Here is a 22,294-nt window from a genome sequence, read left to right as displayed (position 1 = left end):
TCGGCCCGATCAAGCCGCTCCGTCAGTTTTCCGGTTGCGATACGAACAGATCCATTCCCAGCCGCTGCGACAGGAATTTCGCCGCGAGCTGCCCCTTCACGCTGTTGCCGGCCGCATCGAGCGGCGGCGCAAAGGTGCCGAAACCGCCTTTGCCCGGAGAAACCGCAACGATGCCGCCGCCGATCCCGCTCTTGCCCGGCAGGCCGATGTCGTAGAGCCAGTCGCCCGAGGTCTCGTACAAGCCTGCGGTAATCATCACGGTGAGCGCGTAGTGGCAGACCGCGGCGTCGACCACGCGCTGCCGGGTAACGGGGTTGACGCCGCCGTCCGCCAGCGTCGCCCCCATCACCGCCAGATCCCGCGCGCTCACATTCAGCGAGCACTGCCGGGTGTAGAGATCGGTCGCCTGCTTCGGGTCACAATAGATGCGGTCGTAGCTCTGCAGCAGCCGGGCGATACTGCGGTTGCGATAATTCGTCTGCGACGCCGAGGCGTAAACCTCTTCATTGAGCGCGAGCTTGCGCCCCGCAAAACGCGACAGGCCGTCGTGAATGAACTGCCATTGACCTTCCGCTGTAAGCCCCGGCACGAGGCTCGTGGTCGCGATCGCACCCGCATTGACCATCGGATTGGTGCGGCCAGCGCCCTGCTCGACGGCGGCGAGCGAGTTGAACGGCAATCCTGTGGCGTTCGCCCCAAGTCTTGCGCGCGCCTCCTCGGGGCCGAGCGTCTCGCACACCAGCGCGAACACGAACGGCTTCGACACGCTCATGATCGAGAATTTGAACTCGGTGTCTCCGGCCTCATAGACGCGCCCGCTGGTGCCTGCCACACAGATCCCGAACAGTTCTCGTGGAACGCGCGCGAGCGCCGGATAGACTTGCGAATTGTGCCCATCACCGTTCGACTTGAAACGCTGGTGCGCATCGGACACCAGCTTCTGCACCATCTCAGGTTCAGGCAGATGCCCCGTCGAAATGTAGGGCCGGTCGGTTTGTTCCGAGATCGAAGGCAAGTCCATTGGACTCCTCCACCCGGCTCGAACGATCCTGCTCGCGGATTGTCGAGCCGTTCGGCAACACAAATTGCGCGCTGAAAAACGATCACTCGACCGCTTCAGCTTTCTTGCTGATTGCACGGACCGTACCGCTGTAGTGTATATCGAGTCAACGACACAACCTGAAAGAAGGTTGGCGAGGTGTTGCGCCTCGCTACAACATTTTGTGACAAATCGCGTAATGCTGACTATGCATCGACAGTGCGTACAGCAACCATCCAGCGAATTAAGCGCGAATTTGACTACAGAGGTCACCTCCAGGAATGCGATCAGCGAACCGTGATGCGCTCGCTCGCGAGTTATGATACGGTCAAGGGTCTCGCTGCGCGGCCGCTGATCTCTTGAGCGACAAGACTCTTGGACGACAACGCTCTTGGACGACAACGCCCTTGGGCGTGTTGAAAGCGCTGTGCGGTCCGCATCAGGTCCATCATCGAGCCGGAGGATACGGAGATGTCAGATCTAGTCGCAATCATCTATCCATCCGAAGCAAAAGCCGAAGAGGTGCGGCAGCGCCTGTTCAAGCTGCAGAAGGAATATCTGATCACGATCAGCGATGCCGTGATTGCCGTGAAGACGGAAGCCGGCCCCGTCAAGCTGAACCAGCTCGTCAATACGACGGCAGTGGGCGCCGTATCAGGCAGCTTCTGGGGACTCCTGATCGGTGTGATCTTCCTCAATCCCATCCTCGGTGTCGCGCTCGGCGCGGCGTCGGGCGCGCTCGGCGGCGCCCTGTCCGACTACGGCATCGATGACGCCTTCATGAAGGAACTCTCCGCAAGCATGCAGCCCGGCAATGCCGCGCTGTTCGTGCTCATCAAGAACATGACCCCCGACAAGGTACTGCGGGAGATTCAAGACGCGGGAGGCACCGTGCTCAAGACATCTCTGGACGACACCAAGGAACAGCAGCTTCGCGACGCACTCGCGAAGGCCAGCACCACTCAAGCGGCGCCCAAGACGAACGCCGCCTGAGCGGAGCAACCGAAGTCCGCCCGCACCCGGGACAGCATGCTGATCGATCCGCGCCACGGCGATATCGAGGACGATGCCGCCAGTCCCGGGCAGCGGTCGCTGCTTGCCATCGCCGGCAGCCTTCTGGTCGAAATCAGTTTGCCCAAACTGCTGTTTGCCTGGACGGTATTGCTGTTGTTGCCGGCGGTGCTTCTGGGTCTGGCGCCGTTGCTGGTTTCCGCCTGGTTTTCAACCCTGTCGCAAAAGCTTGCCACACTGACCGGGATCGGCACGGCCCTCGCCCTGCTCGCGATTGTCGCGGTGGGATGGATCGGATGGCGACCGCTGTTCCGGATCGCCGAGAATAATTTCTGGTCGCTCAACGCGCTCGCCGTGCAGCCCGGCTACGCGTTCGCCCGCGAAGCGTTGCGCCACCTGACGGAACGGATATGGGGCAGGAAGCTGACCGTCGCCGGCCGGGCGAAGTTGCGCAGCGCCAATTCGGTTGCGGCCGGCATCATGCTGTCCGCATGCGCCGTGCTGATTGCGATGCTGGCCTGGCCCGCCTCGCGTTGGACGGGCGGCTGGAACGACCTCGCCTTGCTGCATCGCCTCGCCATGCCGGCGCTGGCAAACGCCATTCTGCTGGTGTCGGCATATCTGGCGGCCGCATCGCTGGTTTGGGGATTTGCGGATGCCAGCATGCCGCAACCCGTCGATCTCGCCGCCTTCGATGCCGTCTCGTCCGGAGGACCGAGCTGGCGCGTGGCGCATCTATCGGACCTGCATGTGATCGGCGACCAATACGGCTTCCGCATCGAAAGCGGACGTGCCGGCCCGCGCGGCAATAGCCGGCTCGATCGGGTCCTGGCGCGTCTCGCCGCCATTCATGCGATCGATCCACTGGACCACATCCTCATCACCGGCGACATGACCGACGCCGGCCGCGCCGGCGAATGGGCGGCATTCCTCGACGCAATAGCGCATCATCCGGAACTTGCCGCGCGCACGCTCATGTTGCCGGGCAATCACGACGTCAACATCGTCGACCGCGCCAATCCGGCCCGGCTCGACCTGCCGTTCAGCCCCGGCAAGCGGCTACGGCAAATCCGCACCCTGTCGGCGATGGCGGCCGTGCAAGGCGATCGCGTGCGCGTGGTCGATGTCTTGGGAAAGCCGGCCGTAACGCTGAACGAGGCGCTGGCGCCGCACCGCGATGCGATCGTGACGCTTGCGGAGCAAGGCGGCCTGCGCCGTGCAGCGGCGCTGCGCGGTCTCTTCGACGACCAGTTTCCGATGATCCTGCCGCCGGAAGCGGAAGACGGCCTCGGAATAGCCATCCTGAACTCCAATGCAGAGACTCATTTTTCCTTCACCAACGCACTCGGGCTGGTATCCGTCGAACAGACACATCGCCTCGAGTCGGCGATCCGCCATTATCCGGCAGCACGCTGGATCGTCGCATTGCACCACCATGTGGTGGAGTATCCCATGCCGGTAAAGGCGTTCTCGGAACGCATCGGCACGGCGCTGATCAACGGCAGCTGGTTCGTGCGCGGACTGGAAGCGTTGGCCGGTCGCGCCGTGGTGATGCACGGCCACCGCCATATCGACTGGATCGGCGCGTGCGGTTCGCTAAAGATCATCTCCGCGCCCTCGCCGGTGATGAATGCGACCGATGATATGGCCACGCATTTCTATATTCACACGCTGACGGCTGGCGCAGACGGACGGCTTGGCCTGCTGCCGCCGGAGCGCGTGGAGATTGCCGGCGAGAAGGAATCCTAAGACTTGCCGGGCTTCGCCGGATCCGGTCCGCCGAGCAGGTCGGCGATCCAGCGGCTTGACGGGTGCGCGGCGCAGAAGGTCAGAATAGCGAGTCCGATCGGCACGCCGATGAAGGTCCCGAACAGGCCCCACAGGAACGTCCAGAAGAAGATCGAGAACAGCACGATGACGGGCGAGATCGACAGCATGGTACCGGCCACCCGCGGCTCGATGTAGCTGCCGACCACGAACTGAATGATGTTCAGGCAAACGAAGACGCCCAGGACCGCAGGCCAGCTCTCGAACTGCGTCATCGCCAGCAAGGTGGGAAACAGCGTGGCGACGAAGGGACCGATGAACGGGATATAGTTGAGCACGAAGGCGATCACGCCCCACTCGAATGCGAATGGCAGTCCGGTAATCGCAGCGAAGATGCCGACCAGCAGACCGGTCACCGCGCTCATCTTCGTCCGCACCAGCAGGTATCTTCGAAATTTCGCCGCGGTCGCCGCGCTGCCGTCGAGCAGCAGGCGTGCCGCGGTACGGTTATCCAGCCGCTCGATCTTCTGCCTGACGTTCTCGACTTCGAGCAGTCCGAGCATGACGTAAATCAGCGCAATCACCCAGAAGCTGAGCGTGGTATTGACGCGCCCGGTGACATACTGCGTCGCGCGCAGCAGCCAGCCTACGTTGAAATGTTCGGCCCAAAGCCCTGCGACCGAGACGCCGTGGCCGTCCAGCCAGATCACCATCGCCGCATAAAGGGCCTGGTAGCGCGGCAACTCCGCGACCAGCGATCGTCCAACGCGGCCAAATCCCCAGGCTGCGAGGGAGGCAAAGCCGAGACAGATCGTCACCGTGACGACGATGGTGATCGCGAGCGCGACAAGCTTCGGCATCCACGATTGCAACTGCTTCTGGATCGGCCACACGATGGCGATGATGAATATGGCCGCTGCAAGCGGCGCGAATACCCTGCTCGCCTGCGCCAGCGCCGCGATGATCAGCACCGCCGCGATGATTCCTGTCGTGACCTTGAGCCCGAACCCCATGTTGGGTTCCTTCGATCTTCCAGCAACCCGAGATTGTCAGTTGCGACGAACGGCGGCAAGGGCGATGGCGCCTCCAGCAACAACGTGATCGGAGTCACGTACAATGACGTCCGCCTCAACATAGCGTGCCTCCTAATCTCCGAGGAGAGAAGGAGCACCGCCATGTCCCGTTTCAAGTCACTGCTGCTATCTGCCAGCCTGCTGGCAGGCCTGTTGGGCTTCGCCGGCGCTGCTTTCGCCGAGGCCCCCAATGCCGACATCCGCAACGGCATGCAAACGCCGCCGCCGACCGACCAGCGCATCGCGCTGGTGATCGGCAATTCGAATTACCAGACCGCGCCAAAGCTCGCCAATCCCGGCAACGACGCGCAATCGATGTCGCAACTTTTGAACTCGGCGGGCTTCGAGGTCACCCAGGCGACCGACCTGACGCGCAACGACATGGTCAGGGTCGTGCAGGACTTTACCGCCAAGGTCGCCGAGCGCGGCCCCGGCACCGTCGCCATGATCTACTATGCCGGTCACGGCGTGCAGGTCGAGGGCGAGAACTATTTGCTTCCGGTCGATGCGAAAATCTCATCGGTATCCGATCTCGACGGCAATTCGCTGCGACTGGTCGACCTGATGGGCACGTTGGAATCCATTACAAGCCGGATGCGCATCGTCGTGCTCGACGCCTGCCGCAACAATCCGTTCCCGGAGGTCAACGACGCCGGGCGGGGCCTGGCCATCGTCGATGCGCCGAACGGCTCGATCGTCGGCTACTCGACCGCACCGGGCATGGAGGCGGCGGACGGCGACGGCAACCACAGCCCGTATACGTCCGCGTTCCTCAATATTGCGCGCGAGCCGAACTTGCCGATCGAGCAATTGTTCAAGCGCGTCCGGCTCGAAGTGAACAACGCGACCAGGGGCCGTCAGACGCCGTGGGAAAGTTCGTCGCTGACCTCCGATTTCTATTTCTTCGGGGATACGGCAGTTGCCGCGGGACGCGCGCCGGATCGCCGCCCGATCCTGCAGATGGCGGCGAACCTGCCGTCGCGTTCGGTGCGGCAGGCCTACGACTATGTGGTGTCCGAAGGCTCTCCTGAATATTATGAAGAGTTCATCCGGCTCTATCCGCACGACCCGCTGTGCGACGACATACGCGTGCTGTACTACAATTTGAAGGTCGCAAAGGCGTGGCACAAAGCGGTGCTCGCGAACTCGCCGTTCGCCTACAAGACGTTCCACGAAAATTATTCCAACAGCCTCTACGCCCCGGCAGCGCTGAAGCTCTACGATGCGCCGAAGGCCGTGCCGGTGATGCAGTTCACGCATCTGGCAAAACAGTCGCCGTCGTACAAGCAGGGCAACTTTGGATCCTCGTTCGCCCACAACAAGAGCGGAGGCGCAAGCGGCCTGATCCAGCACATGCCCGCCCACGCCGGATCGAAGCCGTTCGGCAACGGCAACATGGGCAAAATCGGCGGGCTGCCCGGCAGGAACAAGCAAGGTGCCTTCAACGGCAGCAACAACGGCAAGTTCTCGAGAATGCCGGGTCGGTTCAACAACAATCCCGTGCGGACCGGCAACAAGCAGATGTTCAACAGTGGGCCGCGTCACTTCGGCGGCGGGATGGGCGGCGGACGATTCAGCCAGCGCTTCTCTTCCGGCCCATCACGGATGTCGTTCGCCCGCAGTTCGTTCGGTGGCGGCCGCTCATTCGGCGGTGGCCGTTCGTTCGGCGGCGGTTTCGGGCGGCGCTGACGAAAGAGCTTAAATCATGCAAAACCGGGCAGAGCATGCGCTCTGCCCGGTTTCGTTTGAGACGGGATGATCAGGCGACCAGCTTCGCGAACAGGTCCGCGTCGACATTGCCGCCGGAGAGCACGATGACGACGTTCTTGCCCCTGGCGTCGATGCGGCCGGCCAGCAATGCAGCGAGACCGACCGCGCCGCCCGGCTCGACCACCAATTTCAATTCCCGATAGGCATAGGCAACCGCCGCGCCGACTTCCTCGTCGGATGCGGTCACGCCATTGGCCAGCAGCTTGCTGTTGATCGAGAAGGTGAGCTCGCCCGGCATCGCCGCCATCAGCGCATCACAGATGGTGCGGCCGGCGGCGTGATGGGCCTCGCGATGGCCGGCGCGCAGCGACAGGCCGTGATCGTCATAATCCTTGGGCTCGGCGACGATTATTTGTGCTTGCGGAAATTTTGCCTTCACAGCCGTCGCAACACCGGCAATCAGCCCGCCGCCCGATGCCGGCGCCACCACGATATCGGGGACGAGCCCGAGCGCCGCCATGTCCTCGGCGATCTCGCGGCCCGCAGTGCCTTGTCCGGCGATCACAAAGGGATCGTCATAGGGGCGCACCAGCGTCGCGCCACGCTTTTGGGCAATGCCGTTGGCGATCGCTTCGCGGTCTTCCTTGTCGCGGTCGTAGAGCACCACCTCGGCGCCGTAGCCCTTGGTGCGCTCGCGCTTGGTGACGGGAGAGTCCGAGGGCATCACGATGGTGGCCTGCATGCTGAGGATCCGCGCCGCCGCCGCCACGCCCTGGGCATGGTTACCGGAGGAGAACGCGACCACGCCGCCGCTGCGCTTGTCCTGCGGGATCGAGGCCAGCTTGTTGAAGGCGCCGCGGAACTTGAACGATCCGGTCCGCTGCAGCATTTCGGGCTTCAGGAAGACCTTGGTCCCGACCCGTTCGTTGAGAACGGGAAACGACAACAGCGGCGTCCGCACCGCGAAGGGCGCGACCACCTTGGCGGCGGCCTCGATATCGGCGGCGCCAATGGGTGGATTTTGGATGGGTTCTGGCATCCGCAATTTGTATCGCGGTCGCCGACGGGCGGGCAAGACGATTTACCGTGAATTCGGGCGTTACCGTGAGCTCAGGCGGCGAAATGCGGGTCTTTCGCGCCAAATTCGGCCACCTCGCCTTCCGGCGGCTCGGAGCGAACATTCAGGGCATGTTCGACAAAGACCCGCGCGGAGGCCTGCCAGGTATGCGCGGTGGCAAATTCGACGCAATCCTGCCGAGAAACCTGCAGCGCCTCCAGGCACGCCTTGTGCAAATCTTCGTCCAGGACGCCGACCGGCGCCGCGCCGATCACATCGCGGGGACCGGTGACCGGAAAGGCGGCAACCGGCAGGCCACTGGCCAGCGCCTCCAGCAGCACCAGGCCAAACGTGTCGGTCTTGCTGGGAAATACGAAAATATCGGATGCCGCGTAGATTTCGGCCAGTTCCTCGCCGTGCCTTGCGCCCAGGAACACGGCGTCCGGATATTTCCGCTCCAGCGCCGCGCGGGCCGGCCCGTCGCCGACGATGAGCTTGGTGCCGGGCAGATCGAGATCGAGGAAGGCCTCGAGATTCTTTTCGACCGCGACGCGCCCGACGCAGAGGAACACCGGCATCGGCAAGCAGAGGTCAGCGCTGCGCGGATGAAACAGCGAGGTATCGACGCCACGCGACCACAGCACCACGTTGCGAAAGCCGCGCGTGCGCAATTCGGCCGCCAGCGCCGGCGTTGCCGCCATTACAGCCTGGCTCGGCCGATGGAAGGCGCGCAGCGCCCGCCATACCCAGGATTCCGGGATCGGCGAACGCGCGGAAACATATTCGGGGAAACGGGTGTGAAAGCTCGTGGTGAACGGCAGGCCGTGCTTGCGGCAGTAGCGCCGCACCAATAGCCCGATCGGGCCCTCGGTCGCGATATGAATGCTGTCGGGTTTTGCCGCCTCGATCAGTTTTGCGATTCTTGCCGGGTACGGCAGCGCCAGGCGCAAATCGGGATAGCTCGGCATCGCGAAGGTGCGAAACGATTGCGGCGTCAGGAAACTCACCTCGACGCCAAATCCCTTCGCCGCCTCTGCCATCATGGTCAGCGTCCGAACCACCCCGTTGACCTGGGGATGCCACGCATCGGTCGCGACCAGGATATGCGTCATGCGGCGCGCGCCGCGACGCGGGGAACCGGCGCCGCCCTGCGCAGCGGATCGGTCCAGGTGATGATCTCGAATCTTCCGTCCTCATGCTCGGCGAGCGCGGTGCAGCTCTCCACCCAGTCACCGCAATTCATGTAGCGGATGCCGTGCTCGTCGCGGATGGTGGCGTAATGGATGTGGCCGCAGATCACGCCGTCGGCGCCGTGACGCCGCGCTTCGCCGGCCAGGGTCTTTTCGAACGCGCCGATATAGTTCACGGCGTTCTTGACCTTCAGCTTCGCCCACTGCGACAGCGACCAATAGGGTACGCCGAACATGCGCCGGAAGAAGTTGACCAGCCGATTCATCTGGATGGCGAAGTCATAGGCCTTGTCGCCGAGATGGGCGAGCCAGCGCGCGTTCTGCACGACGAGATCGAAGATGTCGCCGTGGATGACGAGATAGCGCTTGCCGTCGACGCCCTCGTGAATGGTGTTTTCCACCACGTCGATGCCGCCGAAATGCGTGCCGTAATAGTTGCGCAGGAACTCGTCGTGATTGCCGGGCACGTAGATGACCTTGGCGCCCTTGCGCGCCTTGCGCAGCATCTTCTGCACGAAGTCGTTGTGCGATTGCGGCCAGTGCCAGCTCGACTTCAGCGCCCAGCCGTCGACGATATCGCCGACCAGATAGATGGTGTCGGCGTCGTGCGTTCTGAGGAAGTCCAGCAATCGGTCGGCTTGCGAGCCGCGAGCTCCAAGATGGACATCGGATATGAACAAGGTACGAAAGCGCCGTTCCGGGCTTTCTTCACTCGAGGAGTCACTACCCATGCCTGTCCCCTGACAGATTTTTGTGACAGGGCGATGACTGTTCACACGACCGATAGCGCCACGAGAATCAGTGCCGCGCCCCTAGCCTCGCGGATAGCAGCGCGATACGACAGAGAAGCGACATACGGTATTGGAGCCACATGATCGGACGGGGGAGGACGCCAAACCGGGATGACTTCAATCCCCCGTGCAAGCCGGAACCGGATTCCACGTCCCGCCACGGCTCACGCACACCGGACGGCGATCACCCGCGGCGCCGAGCGCGAGAGGCGCCGTCACCGATGGCGCGCGCTGGACAGCCACGGGCCTTTCGGCACAGCGCCGGGGTGTTCACACCCTATGACTTTCGTTTCTTGCGTGCCTTGGTTGCGCGGGTCTTGGTTGCGCGAGGCTTACGGCTGCCAGGTCGAGCCGCCTTCTTCTTCCCGACTGCTCGTCGCGCAGCGCGCGGAGTTGCCGTCCGGCGGCTCATCTCCAGCAACGTTTCTTTTTCTGCGACAAGTTGTACGTCGTCAGTTGCCGGCACTCCCATCACATAGGCCACTTCATCAGCGGTATAGGCGGGATCCCAATGGGTATTTACGGGAACATGACAATGCCCGTAGTGACCGCCCTTGGTCTTCCAGTTCTGTTCATTCCGGTTGTGATGTCCGGGATCGCGACCGTTGACGGGCGGATTGGGATAGCCGTTCGGCCACTCCGGAGGCACGCCGTGCGTGCTCTCGATCCAGCGGCACAATCGGCCAACGTTTGTCAGACTAGCCTTCTTTTTGGGCCTTCCTGCAAAGCCGACCAGTTCGAACTGGATCGCTGAATGTCTGTTGGTCTCAACTGTTCCAGCCGGGTGTGCCAGTGCCCTCGCAGCAACATCAGTGTCAAGGTGCTGATAGATGAATTGCTCGTCCACCGTAAAATGCGGGATGTCGTGGCTTTGCTGGTAGGTCGCGAAGGCGCCGGCCGCCGTCGATCCCTCGGTAGTGTGATGGACAATCTTGAACGGGCCAGCGACGTAGTGGCCCGCGCTCCAGGGTAGTGGCATCCATTGCGCAAACGGACACTTGGCCATTCGTTTTCCCTTCGTTCTGTGGGTCAAGAGACGAGCACTAGGCGAGAACGCGTGCATGCACGATGATGTCGTCGAGCCTATTGATATCGTTTTCGGTAAGGCGTTGCAGAAATGCCGTCGCCGCCACGGTGAGCGCCGCAACGGCAGTGCGCCCCGGCCCCCCGGCTGCCGCGCCCGATATCGACGAGCGGCAATCTCACCAAACGACCGGTATCGGGGAAAAACACTTCGACGATCGCACGCAGCCCCTTGTCAGTCGGATGCAGAATCCCTCTTGCTTCGGCAACAAGGCCGAACTCCAGCAGGCGTGCCTTTTTCAAGGATATTCCGAAGACACTGCTGTCAGTTTGCACCGTGCCAAAGACTGGCTCGCCGATTCCTTCATCTTCCGTATCACCCTTCCCGAAGAAGGTCGCCTTGCCCTTGAAGACACCACGACTGCTGTCAAGGCCTTGGCTGACTTCGACAAGCTCCGCGTTGGGCAGGGAGCGCCTGCCCCAGCAATAGTCGGGCTGTTCAACAATCGTCATTTCAGAGCTCGTCGTTCGGGTCTGGCGTACCATGCGCGCGGGACCAAGCGATCTAGCCTCTCGAAACGCCGTCAGCGTCTCAACCGCGTCGATCACAACGATTCCAGGAGCGGGCTCACGGGTCTGGCCCTGGAGGCCGCTTGTCGTCGATCCTCCTCTCCGGTCACTAGTAATGGAACTGGCGGCAGGCGTATTGAAACTGACCGGCGCTGCCGTGACCGCTGTGGTGAAACTCGGTGTCGCGTTTCTTTCGGCACGCACCGCAGCAAGCACGTCATCCAGTGCGGCACCCCAGGCCGCAAGATCGAAACGCTGCGGATCGTCATGCGTGCCGACGCCCAGATCCAACACACAGTGAAACGTCGGAACCATCCAATTGCCGCGCCGGACACTCGCGATCACATATTGAAGAGCCAGCCGCACATACTGCTCGGGCGTAAAGCCAGGATCAGGAGAATCTGGATCGGTATTGCCCGGACCCTTGCGGGGCTGCACCAACTCGTGATGCAGGAACAATCCCCTGAAGCGCGTGTGGTTCGGCTTCAGCTCGAATTGGGTGGCACGCCAAGGGGTCAGATAGCTCTTATCGGTTAGCGTCTGCCCAAGGCGCGTGATGAAAATATGAGTCTTGCCGCGGGGAAGGGTTGCGAGCCGGTTGCCGGACCAGTTGGTGGTATTGATGAAGGCCGGATCGAACGTCTCGCTGGCCTTCAGCTTGAAGCTTGTGTCGTGAATGACGAAATACCGCGCCGGAGGTGCAGACGGGTTATCCGTATCGGCATGACACAGTCGGTCGGTTATCGAACCGCCCACCGTACTCTCCGGAATGCCTTGCTTCTGCAGGTAGGACCTGAGTTGGGACTTGGTGATGCCGAGGTTGAGGAGCTGTGACAGCAGAGTTGTAAGAACCTGGGGAAGGACGGCCGGCGTGTTATCAACCTCGCCGACGCGTTTGACGAAGCGAAGAAGACATCGCGCCTGTTCGACGGGTGATCCCGCGAACGTCATCTGTCCTGCATCGAAGCTGCATGGCGTGCCCATGAAATACTCCGGCAATATGCAAAGCTGAAATCGGACTGCGCAACAAATTTTCCGGACTATTCCGGTCGCCAACAATGGGTCTCAGGATATTGCAGCTTTGGGACGCTAGCAAGACTTCGTGCAATCTCCGGGACGACGGCACGCGAGAGAGGCACACGTAGAGGCGCGAGGTCTGCAAGGTTATGATGTCGACCTCGGCCAAGAGGCCGATGAGGCCGTCGCGGCCTAGTAGAATCCATGAAAATGATGGATCGGCCCGTGACCGCGGCCAACGCTGAAGCGGTCTGCAGCTGCAATCGCCGCGCTGACCCAGGCCTTGGCGTTGCGCACGGCGGTTTCCATGCCCTCGCCCTTCGCCAATCCAGCGGCAATCGCCGAGGAGAGCGAGCAGCCGGTGCCGTGGGTATTTTTTGTGGCGATGCGCGGCGCGGCGAGTGCGGTGACACCGGAGGAATCAACGAGGTAGTCGATGCTCTCGGCGCCCTCCCCGTGGCCGCCCTTGATCAGCACCGCCTTGCACCCCAGGGCCAGCAATCGCCTGCCTTGCTTCTCGACGGTGGCTTCGTCCGCCGCCACGGCCTCGTCGAGCAGCGCTGCCGCTTCCGGCAAATTGGGCGTGATCACGGACGCCAGCGGAATGAGTTTTGTCCGCAGCGCGTCGACGGCCTCAGCCGCGAGCAGTCGATCGCCCGAGGTTGCGACCATCACGGGATCGAGCACGACGTGCTTCGGCGACCAGTGCGCCAACCCGGCGACGATGGCATCGATGACCGGCGGATGCGCTACCATACCGATCTTGACCGCGCCGATGTCGAGGTCGGCAAACACCGCGTCGATCTGCGCGGCGACGAATTCCGCCGGCACCTGGTGGATGCCGCTGACACCTGTGGTGTTTTGCGCGGTCAGCGCGGTGATCACGGAAGCGCCGTAGACGCCGAGCGCGGCGAACGTCTTGAGGTCGGCCTGGATGCCGGCCCCTCCAGAGGAATCGGAGCCCGCGATCGTCAGCGCGATCGGTGTCGTCATCGCAAGCCTCGCGCAAATCGTGTGTTGAGGGCCATGAATTGTCCTACCGCGGCATGGCACAGGCGGCAAGCTGGCTTGCCATAGGGCGTGGTTTTTGGCCTATTGGGGCCAACATTTTCGGAGACGACAGCGATGGTTCCCTTCTTCGTCCAGTTCAAATGCAAGCTCGGCCAGTCCTATGCCGTCGCCAATGCGCTCGCGGAGGCCGAGATCGCCTCGGAGATCTATTCCACCGCCGGCGATTACGATCTGCTGGTCAAATTCTACGTCGACAACGACACCGACATCGGCCATTTCGTCAACGAGAAGGTGCAGGTGATTCCGGGCATCCAGGACACCCACACCATCATCACCTTCAAGGCGTTCGGCACGGGCTAGCAATGGCAGGCCCCGCCTGCCCGCCTTCGACTTCGCCCCGCGCGCGGCCATGCCCGCGGGGCCTCAGGGAGTGCCCGTCCTGTCCGAGACATCAGTCACTTTTGGCCGGCTGAAGGCCTTCATTCAGCAAGCGCTCGCCGCGGTCGGCTTGCCGGAGACCGATGCTGCAACGGTCGCGGACCTGATGGCGGCGGCCGACCTGCAGGGCTCGGACGGGCACGGCGTCAGCCGGTTGCCGCAATATGTCAGGCGGATCAAGGCCGGCGGCTTCAATGTCCGCCCGAACATCCATGTCGTGCACGAGCACGCCGGCACGGCCGTCCTCAACGGCGACAACGGCATGGGCCACCTCGTGATGAAACGCGCGGCCGGGATGGCGATCGAAAAGGCGCGCAGCACCGGAATAGGCTGGGTCAACTCGCAGTTCTCAAACCATGCCGGCCCCGCCTCGCTCTACGCCACGATGCCGCTCGCCCATGACATGATCGGGCTCTACTTTGCGGTCGGCAACGCCAACCACCTTCCGCCCTGGGGCGGCCTCGACATGCTGCTGTCGACCAACCCGATCGCGGCGGCCATTCCGGCCGGCGACGAAAATCCGATCGTGCTCGACATGGCGACGACGGTCGCCGCCTACGGCAAGGTGAAGACCAAGGCGTTGCGCGGCGAGACCATGCCGGAGGGCTGGATGATCGACCGCGAAGGCAAGCCGTTGACCGATCCGAAACGCGCCGACGAAGGCATGCTGCTGCCGCTCGGCGGCATGGAGGCCGGATACAAGGGCTACGGCCTGGCGATGATCATCGGCCTGCTCGCAGGCACGCTCGGCGGCGCCGCGATGGGCCACGACGTGATCGACTTCAATCACGACGACCACAGCGTCACCAACACCGGACAGGCGATCGCCGCGATCAACATCGCCGCGTTCGGCGACGTCGCCACCTTCAAGCGAAGCGTCGATGGGCTGGTGCGTGATTTCCGCAACAGCCGGCGCATGCCGGGCGTGGACCGCATCTGGGTGCCCGGCGAACGCAGTCATGAAACGCGGGTCAGGCGGACGAGCCTTGGCATTCCCATTGCACCGGCGTTGATGCGCGGGCTGAACGGAGTTGCCGAAGACCTTGGAATTGCACGGCTCTAGGCCGGTGTCCTGGGTGAACAAAGATCTCGGGATGACGTTCAAGGTCGGGCATTACTCCATAGCCCCCGGCCAAGCGTGCTCGCGGCAGACGTCCGTTAATGCCCGTTAACCATACCGTCCGAATTGCATGCTTTTGCCATAAGAGCATCATTCTACCGCCTTGATATTTTTGATTACCTAGGGCGTCGTCAATCGGAGGGCTCCGCGGCGGGGGTGTTCCGAGGGGGAAACAGTCGCGAGTACCACCATGGGGACGCTATACGATTTGCTCGGAGCGCTTCCGAGCGATGACGCCGAGGGGCTGCGGACCGCATTCCGCAAGGCCGCCAAGTCCACGCATCCGGATATCAACCCCGACAATCCCGATGCTGCCCTGAGGTTCAGGGAGCTGGTGCGCGCCTACGACATCCTGACCGATACCGAGCAGCGCGCGACCTATGATCAACTGCTCGCCATCGCGCTCCAGCCGCCGGCGGCCGCGACGGCTGTGCGTACCTATGAGGTTATCGGCAAGGTCGCTTCCAACACGATGGCGGCAACGGTCATTTCGGCGGTGCTGGTCGGAGGCTACGTCCTGTTCGGAATGTTTTCAAAACCACCTGGCGCAGCGGAAATCGCGCCGGATGGGATCGTCGGCGAAGCGCAAGTCGTCGCAGCGCTGCATCCTGACATCACCGCTTCGGATGAACCGCGCGTCCAGCGCGAAGCGGACGCATCGACCACCGGCGCCGCCGTGACATCGGCGGCTGCGCCCGCAGCGAAAGAGGCAAACGCCGCTTCTATCGGCCGTTTCGAACCGGTGCCAGGATTCGTCTCATACAATCTGGCGATTCAATATTATCCGCGCTTCGCAACCGCCAGTTTCGATCGCGGCATCGTTCTGTATCGCGTCGGCGATTTCGACCCGTTCGCCGCTCTCGCGCCACCCAAGCCGGCCACGGAATCGCGGCGGGCCAAGATCGCCACGCCCGCACCGCGCAAGCCACCGCTGGCGATCCTGCCTCCTGCGCCTGCTGCGCCCCTTGGGCCGCCAGAGAGGCGAATGCCGATCACCGCAGCCTTGACGCCTTGATCGCGGGCGGCAACGTGCCGGTCATGACTTCTCGGCCTCCTTCGCCTTCTTGGGCCGTGGCGGTCCCTCGACCGGCGGCAGCGACTTCACATATTCCGCGATGGCGGCGCGATCCTCCGGCGGCAATTGCGACGTGTTCCTGATCACCCGCACCATCGCTCCGCCGGCACTGTCACCGTCAGGCGTTTGCCCGGTTTCCAGGAAGTAGGCGATGTCCTTCGCGCTCCACTCGGCCAATCCCTTCTGGGTGATGTTGGGAACCCAGCCCTCGCCCTCCGGATTGGGCCCGCCTGCGAAGCGTTGCGCCTCGACGATGCCGCCGAGGAAGTTGCGCGGGCTGTGGCACTCGGCGCAATGGCCCAGACCGTTGACGAGATAGGCGCCGCGATTCCATGACGCCGAATGCGAGGCGTCCGCTGTGTAAGGCTTGCCGTCCATGAACAGCCATTTCCAGATACCGACATTGCGGTGGATATTGAATGGAAACGGCACCTCGTGGTCGCGCGGCTTGCCGGCCACCGGCGCAAGCGTCTTCAGGTAGACAAAAAGATCGCGGACGTCCTCGACCGTCGCATGCTGGTAGGACGCATATGGAAAGGCCGGGAAATAATGCTGGCCGCCCGGCGAAGTCCCCTTGAGCACCGCGGTGACGAAATCCGCCTCGCTCCACCGGCCAATCCCGTAAGTGGGATCCGGCGAGATATTGGGAACATAAAACGTTCCGAACGGCGACGGCATTGCAAGCCCGCCGCCGAGCTTCAGCCGATCGGGCTGGTTGGGAACGGCGTGGCAGGAGGAACAGCCGCCGGCATTGAACGTTGTGACGCCGTTGGCGAGGTTCGGCGTGCGGGGAGCAAGCGAAGCCGGAGCAACGACCGCCGGGACCGTCAGCCACCAGAAGATGCCGGCACCGGCAGCGCCGGCCAGGATCAAGACAAGGAAAATTCGTCGCAGCATTCAACGGTCCGTTATCAGGGAGCCTCCACCCGACGTCCAGTATGGCCGCACCTTGCGCCAAAGGCTTCCACGAAATTTCAGGCGCTTGAATTGATTTCGGGAATAAATCCGGCAAGTCGTTGTTTTGAGGCTGACATCGCCGTCTGACGTCAACAGGGAGAAACACCATGAACAAGACCATGCTTGTCACGCTCACGCTCGGAGCAGCGATGGCTGTTGCCGGTCCCGCCTTCGCCGGCAAGATGAAAGCGACGCTCAACGGCAAGGCCGAGGTGCCGCCGAACACCAGCGCTGCCACCGGCACCGCCGATATCGACTACGATCCCGCCAGCAAGAAGCTGAGCTGGAAGGTCACCTATTCCGGCCTGTCCGGTCCGGCCACCGCCGCGCATTTCCACGGTCCCGCCGAAGCCGGCAAGAACGCCGGCGTAGCGGTTGCGATCCCCAATGCGACGTCTAGCCCGGTCGAAGGCAGCGCAACGCTGACCGATGCGCAAGCCGCCGACCTCGCCTCGGGCAAGTACTATGTCAACATTCACACCGCAGCCAATCCGGGCGGCGAAATCCGCGGCCAGGTAACCAAATAAATCAAGTCACCAAGTAAATTGGTGACGAAGTAGGTAAGTTCGAGCGCGATTGAACAAAAAAGAGCGGACGCTTCGCGGCGTCCGCCCTTTTTTGGGGCCAGAGCATGATCCGGAAAAATGTGTATCGGTTTTCCGAGAAGATCGTGCTCAAAGTTAGAATGCGATCAGCCCTTCTTGATCCGGTATGTCTCGTGGCAGCCACCGCACTGCTTGCCGATGACAGGCAGTTCCGCCTTTAGCGTGTCGAGATTCTTGATCTTGCCTTTGGCATCAGCGACGACCCTGGCGAAGTTCTGAATTTGGGACTCGAAGCCAGCCTTGTCTTCCCAGATCTTCGGCGAGGGATCGTAATCACCCTCCAGCTTAAGACCTTTCATGCTCGCGGGGAACAGCGTCGGAAGGTTCTTGGCGGTGTCTTCGAACTGGGCCAGCGCGGCATTGACAGTCGACTGGTCGTAGGGCTTTTCGCCCTTGACCATCGCCGACAACGCGCCAGCGTTCTTGCCATTGTCCTTCATCATGCCCTGGGTCCGCTTGACCTGATCCTGCTGTGCAACGACCGCACCGGCACTGAATGCAAGCACCGCTGCGACGACGACGATCCGCTTCATTGGCTAAATTCCCTTCAATTCGGGTTTGTACCGGCCCCAAGATGGTGCGGACCAGCTTTTTGCAAACACCGCAGTCGGAGCTTCATTCCGCCTGCGACAAAATATCAGAGATTATGCCGTTTCTGCGCCTCGCGGATCGCGATCCAGACCCGTTCGGCCGTAGCCGGCATATCAATGTGGTCGATCTTGTACTCGCGGTACAACCCCTCGATGATTGCATTGACCACGGCGGGACAGGAGCCGATCGCGCCCGCCTCGCCCGCGCCCTTGACGCCGAGCGGATTGGTCGTGCACGGCACGTTGTGCGTTTCGAAATGGAATGACGGGCCGTCGGCCGCACGCGGCAACGCATAGTCCATGAACGTACCGGTGACGAGCTGGCCGTCGGTTGTGCTGTAGACCGCCTGCTCCATCAAGGCCTGGCCGATCCCCTGCATCGCCCCGCCATGCACCTGGCCGGCGAGCAGCAGCGGATTGAGCGTCACGCCGAAATCATCGACGATGACATAGTTGACGATCTTGATGATGCCGGTGGCGGGATCGATCTCGACTTCGGCGAGATGCGTGCCGTTCGGATAGGTGCCGTCGGCCTGCGCGAAGGTCGCACTCGCATTCAATTTCGAGGGATCGACGCCGGGCCGTTTCGCAAGGTCGGCGAAGCTGATCGAGCGGTCGGTGCCGGCGATGCGCACGAGGCCATTGCTGATCTCGAGGTCGCCCGCGCTGGTCTCCAGCGCTTCGGCGGCGATCTCCTTCAGCTTGCCGCCGAGGTCGCGCGTCGCACGCTCCACGCTGACGCCGCCGGTCGGGATCGAAGCCGAGCCGCCGGTGCCGAGACCGGTGGCGATCTTGTCGGTGTCGCCCTGCAGGACGTGGACGCGCTCCGGCGGCACACCGAACTGCTCGGCGACGAGTTGCGCATAAGCCGTCTGGTGGCCCTGCCCGCTCGACTGGGTGCCGATCAGGATGGAGATGTCGCCATTGGGATCGAGCGCGACATTGGCGGTCTCCTCGCCCATCGTGCCGCAAACCTCGACATAGCTCGCAAGGCCGATGCCGCGCACCAGGCCGGCCTTCTTCGCCGCCTTGACGCGCTTGGGGAATTCCTTCCAGTTGGCGACTTCCATCGCGCGCTTCATATGCGCGGTGAAGTCACCGGAATCGTAGACCTTTCCGGTCGCGGTCTTGTAGGGCATCGCCTTTGGCGGAATGAAATTCTTGCGCCGGATCGCGTCCGGCGTCATGCCGAGCTTGCGTGCTGCGGCATCGACCAACCGCTCGATCACATAGGCAGCTTCCGGGCGCCCGGCGCCGCGATAGGCGTCGACCGGCACGGTGTTGGTGAACACGGTGCGGACGCGGCAGTGGAAGGCCTGGATGTCGTAGAGCCCGGGCAGCATGCCGGCGCCGCCATGCGGGATATAGGGCCCGAAGGTCGAGAGATAGGCGCCCATGTCGCCCATCAGGTCGACATCCATCCCTAAGAATTTGCCGTCCTCGGCCAGCGCCATCTTCGCGGTCGTGACATTGTCGCGGCCCTGCGCGTCGCCCATGAAGTGATCGGAGCGGTCGGCGGTCCATTTGATGGTCTTGCGCAGCTTTTTCGCGGCAACTGAAATCAGCGCGTATTCGCGATAGGGAAACAGTTTTGTGCCGAAGCCGCCGCCGACGTCGGGGCAGATCACCCGCATCTTCTCCATCGGCATCTTCAGCACCATGCCGCACAGGATTTCGCGCAGGCGATGGCTGCCCTGGCTGCCGATGGTCAGCGTCAGGTGATCGCGCTTGGCGTCGTATTCGGCGACGGCCGCGCGCGTTTCCATGAAGTTGGTGATGACGCGCGGGTTGACGATCGAAACTTCGGCGACCGCATGCGCCTTGGCAAAGGCGCCTTCAACCGCCTTCTTGTCGCCGACCGGCACGTCGAACAGCAGGTTGCCGGGCTTGTCGGGCCAGACCTGCGGCGCGCCCGGCTTGACGGCGTTGACGACGCCGGCCACGGCGGGCAGCGGCGTCCATTTGACGTCGATCGCCTCGATCGCGTCGCGGGCCTGGTCGATGGTATCGGCGACCACGAAGGCCACGGCGTCGCCGACATGGCGCACCTCGTCCTTGGCGAGGATCGGATATGGCGGCCCGGTGAAAGGATCGGTTTCCAGGTTGAACAGGCACGGCAGATCGCCGAGATCGCCGACCTCGGCCGCGGTCAGAATCAACGACACGCCCGGCATCCCGCGGGCCTTGGTGACGTTGATGGTGAATTTCGCATGCGCATGCGGCGAGCGCAGCATCAGCGCGTGCATCGCAGGCTGCGGCGAATGGTCGTCGGTGTAGCGGCCCTTGCCGCGAATCAGCGCGTCATCTTCCTTGCGGAGCACGCTTTGACCGACGCCGAATTTGATGGGAGCTGCCATCGTATCTCCAATTCCATTAGCGCGTGACGAGTTTTCCTGGAAACGTCACCGCACCCACTTTTGTCTTTGAGCATGATCCTTTCGGAGAACCCGGTGCCCGCGTTTCCGGATCACGCAGCTGGAAGCGTTCTATATTGCAGCGGTTCGCGAGCCAGCGCAAATCCGCTTTCGGCGGCGACCACTATTCCAGCGGCCGGATTTTCCGCACCTGCACAAAAGAAAACTTGATGATGCCCGGCCCACAATGCCGGCGTTTTTCCGTCAGCAGACGCCAAATGCGTCAACGCGGCCAACGCGCGACTTCCAGAAATTCCCTTTATTCACAGAAGTTTAGCCCCGGGATTGGCGGTCGCGGACCAGCACAAACAGCCATCCCCTGCCGAACAGCAGCAGGATGATAACCCCATAAACGAACGCGCCGGCGACAATCAGCAGCAACAATGCAGTCTCATCGCGGAAAGTATGCATTGATGCGAAATAGAAGGCCGCGAATCGCGCGGTGGCCCAAAGTGCGGCGGCGAGCAGGACACCGGCCGCCGCGAACTTGGCGAGCGACGTCATCCAGGCGCGATCGAGTTCGAGGTAACCTGCCCGCACCGCGAAGAACAGCACCAGCAGCAGATTGACCCAGGCTCCGATGGCGGTGGCAAGCGCCAGGCCGATTTGCGCCAGCGTGCCCATCAACGCGACCTTCAGCGCCACGTTGACGGCAACGCCGGTCAGCGCCGCCTTGACCGGCGTCGCGGTGTCGTGGCGGGCGTAGAAGGTCGCGACCGCGCTGCGGATAGTCACGAATGGAACGAGGCCGATCGCGTAAGCGGCCAGCGTGGCGCCAGCGGCTGCGGCATCCGCCTTCGAGAACGCGCCGCGCGCAAACATCGCGCGCATGATGACGTCAGGCACGGTCAGGAAGGCGGCGACGAACGGCACCGAAAACAACAGCGAGAATTCGAACGCGCGCCGCTGCGCGGCTGATGCACCAGTGACATCGTTCGCAGTGAGGCGCCGCGACATTTCCGGCAACAGCACGGTACCGATCGCGATCCCGATCACGCCGATCGGCAACTGGTTGAGACGGTCGGCATAATACAGCGCCGAAAGCGCGCCTGCCGGCAGAAAGGTCGCGATGATGGTGTCGGCGAACAACGCGATCTGGGTTCCCATCGAACCGATGGTCGCAGGGCCCAACGCCCGAAAGAACGCGCGCACGTCTTCATCGAACTTGATGGAAGCGAATTTCGGCAGGATGCCGGTCCTGGCCGCATCGCCAGCCAGCAGCAGGAATTCAAGGACGCCGGCGAGCAGGACGCCCCATGCGGCGGCGTAACCCGCGCCTGGAAAGAACGCGGCCAGCGCCAGCGTCGCCATCATCGACAAATTGAGAAAGATCGGCGCGGCGGCGGCGCTGGCAAAGCGATGCATCACGTTGAGCATGCCGCCATACAGCGTCACCAGCGTGATCAGCAGCAAATACGGAAACGTGATCCGCGTCAGCGAAATCGCGAGTTCGCCGCGCGCCGGATCGTCCTTGAACCCCGGCGCGAGGATGGCGATCACCTCGGGCATGAACCACCAGGCCACGACGAGCAGGATCACCTGGGCGGCAAACAGCAGCGTGAAGATGCGGTCGGCGAACAGTTTTGCCGACGCTTCGCTCTTGCCGTGCAGATGCGCATAGGCCGGCACGAAGGCGGCGTTGAAGGCGCCCTCGGCGAAGATCGCGCGAAAATGATTGGGCAGCCGCAGCGCCACGAAAAACGCGTCCGCGACGGGACCGGCACCGAGAATCGCGGCGAGCATGATGTCGCGCGCGAATCCGGTCAGCCGCGAGAGCAGCGTGTAACCGCCGACGGTGAAGATACGTCCGAGCATGCGCCGCTTCTAGCGCATATT

Annotated in this window: 19 protein-coding genes; 7 read left to right on the top strand and 12 right to left on the bottom strand. The window is 62.8% G+C overall.

The features are described 5' to 3' along the window. Positions 1-22: 22 nt before the first annotated feature. A complete protein-coding gene (glsA, locus tag V1283_RS04850; RefSeq protein WP_334385313.1) occupies positions 23-1,021 on the bottom strand; it encodes a glutaminase A in 999 nt (332 codons plus the stop codon). A 489-nt stretch (positions 1,022-1,510) separates the two neighbouring features. Here glsA and V1283_RS04845 point away from each other — a divergent pair, with 489 nt between their 5' ends. Then, positions 1,511-2,032, top strand: a complete 522-nt coding sequence (locus tag V1283_RS04845; protein WP_334385312.1) for a DUF1269 domain-containing protein — start codon at positions 1,511-1,513, stop codon at positions 2,030-2,032. Positions 2,033-2,068: 36 nt separating this feature from the next. Further along, positions 2,069-3,799, top strand: coding sequence for a metallophosphoesterase (locus tag V1283_RS04840; RefSeq protein ID WP_334385311.1), 1,731 nt, complete (start codon positions 2,069-2,071; stop codon positions 3,797-3,799). Here the strand turns inward: V1283_RS04840 and V1283_RS04835 are convergent. Continuing rightward, complete coding sequence (locus V1283_RS04835) at positions 3,796-4,830, bottom strand: AI-2E family transporter (RefSeq protein ID WP_334385310.1); 1,035 nt, start codon at positions 4,828-4,830, stop codon at positions 3,796-3,798. The two genes, V1283_RS04840 and V1283_RS04835, sit on opposite strands and share 4 nt — an antisense overlap. 162 nt (positions 4,831-4,992) lie before the next feature. On the opposite strand from V1283_RS04835, the gene V1283_RS04830 reads away from it, so the two are divergent. Then, entirely contained in the window at positions 4,993-6,579 is a 1,587-nt protein-coding gene (locus tag V1283_RS04830; protein WP_334385309.1) for a caspase family protein, read from the top strand. 70 nt (positions 6,580-6,649) lie between these two features. On the opposite strand, the gene V1283_RS04825 is transcribed toward V1283_RS04830, so the two are convergent. From V1283_RS04825 to thiD, 6 genes are all read right to left on the bottom strand, one after another. Then, positions 6,650-7,639: a threonine ammonia-lyase gene (locus V1283_RS04825; protein ID WP_334385308.1), complete on the bottom strand. Its 990-nt coding sequence runs from the start codon at positions 7,637-7,639 to the stop codon at positions 6,650-6,652. Positions 7,640-7,710: 71 nt separating this feature from the next. Beyond that, on the bottom strand, positions 7,711-8,769 hold the full coding sequence (locus V1283_RS04820) for a glycosyltransferase family 4 protein (protein ID WP_334385307.1): 1,059 nt from the start codon (positions 8,767-8,769) through the stop codon (positions 7,711-7,713). Then, a complete protein-coding gene (locus V1283_RS04815) occupies positions 8,766-9,578 on the bottom strand; it encodes a UDP-2,3-diacylglucosamine diphosphatase (protein WP_334385306.1) in 813 nt (270 codons plus the stop codon). The genes V1283_RS04820 and V1283_RS04815 overlap by 4 nt, the downstream gene beginning before the upstream one ends. A gap of 337 nt (positions 9,579-9,915) precedes the next feature. Then, positions 9,916-10,701 (bottom strand): peptidoglycan recognition protein family protein, encoded by a 786-nt coding sequence (locus V1283_RS04810; protein ID WP_334385305.1) that lies wholly within the window; start codon positions 10,699-10,701, stop codon positions 9,916-9,918. Positions 10,702-10,721: 20 nt separating this feature from the next. Next, on the bottom strand, positions 10,722-12,215 hold the full coding sequence (locus V1283_RS04805) for a hypothetical protein (protein WP_334385304.1): 1,494 nt from the start codon (positions 12,213-12,215) through the stop codon (positions 10,722-10,724). Positions 12,216-12,440: 225 nt separating this feature from the next. Continuing rightward, the gene (gene thiD, locus V1283_RS04800; protein WP_334385303.1) at positions 12,441-13,241 is read right to left on the bottom strand and encodes a bifunctional hydroxymethylpyrimidine kinase/phosphomethylpyrimidine kinase; all 801 of its coding nucleotides are present in this window, start codon (positions 13,239-13,241) and stop codon (positions 12,441-12,443) included. A 132-nt stretch (positions 13,242-13,373) separates the two neighbouring features. Between thiD and V1283_RS04795 the strand changes: the two genes are divergently transcribed. From V1283_RS04795 to V1283_RS04785, 3 genes are all read left to right on the top strand, one after another. Continuing rightward, positions 13,374-13,619, top strand: a complete 246-nt coding sequence (locus V1283_RS04795; RefSeq protein ID WP_029583462.1) for an Lrp/AsnC ligand binding domain-containing protein — start codon at positions 13,374-13,376, stop codon at positions 13,617-13,619. A gap of 70 nt (positions 13,620-13,689) precedes the next feature. Further along, positions 13,690-14,760, top strand: a complete 1,071-nt coding sequence (locus V1283_RS04790; RefSeq protein ID WP_334385302.1) for an Ldh family oxidoreductase — start codon at positions 13,690-13,692, stop codon at positions 14,758-14,760. A 247-nt stretch (positions 14,761-15,007) separates the two neighbouring features. Further along, positions 15,008-15,832 carry a J domain-containing protein gene (locus tag V1283_RS04785; RefSeq protein ID WP_334385301.1) on the top strand — a complete coding sequence of 275 codons (825 nt, stop codon included), beginning with the start codon at positions 15,008-15,010 and terminating at the stop codon, positions 15,830-15,832. A gap of 21 nt (positions 15,833-15,853) precedes the next feature. Here the strand turns inward: V1283_RS04785 and V1283_RS04780 are convergent, their stop codons facing one another. Continuing rightward, on the bottom strand, positions 15,854-16,789 hold the full coding sequence (locus V1283_RS04780) for a c-type cytochrome (RefSeq protein WP_334385300.1): 936 nt from the start codon (positions 16,787-16,789) through the stop codon (positions 15,854-15,856). Positions 16,790-16,956: 167 nt separating this feature from the next. Between V1283_RS04780 and V1283_RS04775 the strand changes: the two genes are divergently transcribed. After that, positions 16,957-17,376, top strand: a complete 420-nt coding sequence (locus V1283_RS04775) for a CHRD domain-containing protein (protein ID WP_334385299.1) — start codon at positions 16,957-16,959, stop codon at positions 17,374-17,376. A 164-nt stretch (positions 17,377-17,540) separates the two neighbouring features. On the opposite strand, the gene V1283_RS04770 is transcribed toward V1283_RS04775, so the two are convergent. The 3 genes from V1283_RS04770 to murJ all read right to left on the bottom strand — a co-directional run bounded on the left by V1283_RS04770 (position 17,541) and on the right by murJ (position 22,273). Next, complete coding sequence (locus V1283_RS04770) at positions 17,541-17,987, bottom strand: c-type cytochrome (protein WP_334385298.1); 447 nt, start codon at positions 17,985-17,987, stop codon at positions 17,541-17,543. 104 nt (positions 17,988-18,091) lie between these two features. Then, complete coding sequence (locus V1283_RS04765) at positions 18,092-20,401, bottom strand: xanthine dehydrogenase family protein molybdopterin-binding subunit (protein ID WP_334385297.1); 2,310 nt, start codon at positions 20,399-20,401, stop codon at positions 18,092-18,094. A 330-nt stretch (positions 20,402-20,731) separates the two neighbouring features. Continuing rightward, the gene (murJ, locus tag V1283_RS04760; RefSeq protein ID WP_334385296.1) at positions 20,732-22,273 is read right to left on the bottom strand and encodes a murein biosynthesis integral membrane protein MurJ; all 1,542 of its coding nucleotides are present in this window, start codon (positions 22,271-22,273) and stop codon (positions 20,732-20,734) included. Between the last annotated feature and the right edge of the window lie 21 nt (positions 22,274-22,294).

The organism is Bradyrhizobium sp. AZCC 2262 (assembly GCF_036924535.1).
Classification (GTDB): domain Bacteria; phylum Pseudomonadota; class Alphaproteobacteria; order Rhizobiales; family Xanthobacteraceae; genus Bradyrhizobium.
Note: the sequence above shows the minus strand (reverse complement) of the source record. Positions and strands in the feature narration are given on the sequence as shown.

What these genes read in the sequence shown, in the direction of transcription:
- V1283_RS04780 (WP_334385300.1), bottom strand. Translation starts at nt 16,789, where the DNA reads ATGCTGCGACGAATTTTCCTTGTCTTGATCCTGGCCGGCGCTGCCGGT.
- V1283_RS04810 (WP_334385305.1), bottom strand. Translation starts at nt 10,701, where the DNA reads ATGCACGCGTTCTCGCCTAGTGCTCGTCTCTTGACCCACAGAACGAAG.
- V1283_RS04770 (WP_334385298.1), bottom strand. Translation starts at nt 17,987, where the DNA reads ATGAAGCGGATCGTCGTCGTCGCAGCGGTGCTTGCATTCAGTGCCGGT.
- V1283_RS04825 (WP_334385308.1), bottom strand. Translation starts at nt 7,639, where the DNA reads ATGCCAGAACCCATCCAAAATCCACCCATTGGCGCCGCCGATATCGAG.
- V1283_RS04820 (WP_334385307.1), bottom strand. Translation starts at nt 8,769, where the DNA reads ATGACGCATATCCTGGTCGCGACCGATGCGTGGCATCCCCAGGTCAAC.
- V1283_RS04830 (WP_334385309.1), top strand. Translation starts at nt 4,993, where the DNA reads ATGTCCCGTTTCAAGTCACTGCTGCTATCTGCCAGCCTGCTGGCAGGC.
- glsA (WP_334385313.1), bottom strand. Translation starts at nt 1,021, where the DNA reads ATGGACTTGCCTTCGATCTCGGAACAAACCGACCGGCCCTACATTTCG.
- V1283_RS04840 (WP_334385311.1), top strand. Translation starts at nt 2,069, where the DNA reads ATGCTGATCGATCCGCGCCACGGCGATATCGAGGACGATGCCGCCAGT.
- V1283_RS04845 (WP_334385312.1), top strand. Translation starts at nt 1,511, where the DNA reads ATGTCAGATCTAGTCGCAATCATCTATCCATCCGAAGCAAAAGCCGAA.
- V1283_RS04765 (WP_334385297.1), bottom strand. Translation starts at nt 20,401, where the DNA reads ATGGCAGCTCCCATCAAATTCGGCGTCGGTCAAAGCGTGCTCCGCAAG.
- V1283_RS04815 (WP_334385306.1), bottom strand. Translation starts at nt 9,578, where the DNA reads ATGGGTAGTGACTCCTCGAGTGAAGAAAGCCCGGAACGGCGCTTTCGT.
- V1283_RS04835 (WP_334385310.1), bottom strand. Translation starts at nt 4,830, where the DNA reads ATGGGGTTCGGGCTCAAGGTCACGACAGGAATCATCGCGGCGGTGCTG.
- V1283_RS04795 (WP_029583462.1), top strand. Translation starts at nt 13,374, where the DNA reads ATGGTTCCCTTCTTCGTCCAGTTCAAATGCAAGCTCGGCCAGTCCTAT.
- V1283_RS04775 (WP_334385299.1), top strand. Translation starts at nt 16,957, where the DNA reads ATGAACAAGACCATGCTTGTCACGCTCACGCTCGGAGCAGCGATGGCT.
- thiD (WP_334385303.1), bottom strand. Translation starts at nt 13,241, where the DNA reads ATGACGACACCGATCGCGCTGACGATCGCGGGCTCCGATTCCTCTGGA.
- V1283_RS04805 (WP_334385304.1), bottom strand. Translation starts at nt 12,215, where the DNA reads ATGGGCACGCCATGCAGCTTCGATGCAGGACAGATGACGTTCGCGGGA.
- murJ (WP_334385296.1), bottom strand. Translation starts at nt 22,273, where the DNA reads ATGCTCGGACGTATCTTCACCGTCGGCGGTTACACGCTGCTCTCGCGG.
- V1283_RS04785 (WP_334385301.1), top strand. Translation starts at nt 15,008, where the DNA reads ATGGGGACGCTATACGATTTGCTCGGAGCGCTTCCGAGCGATGACGCC.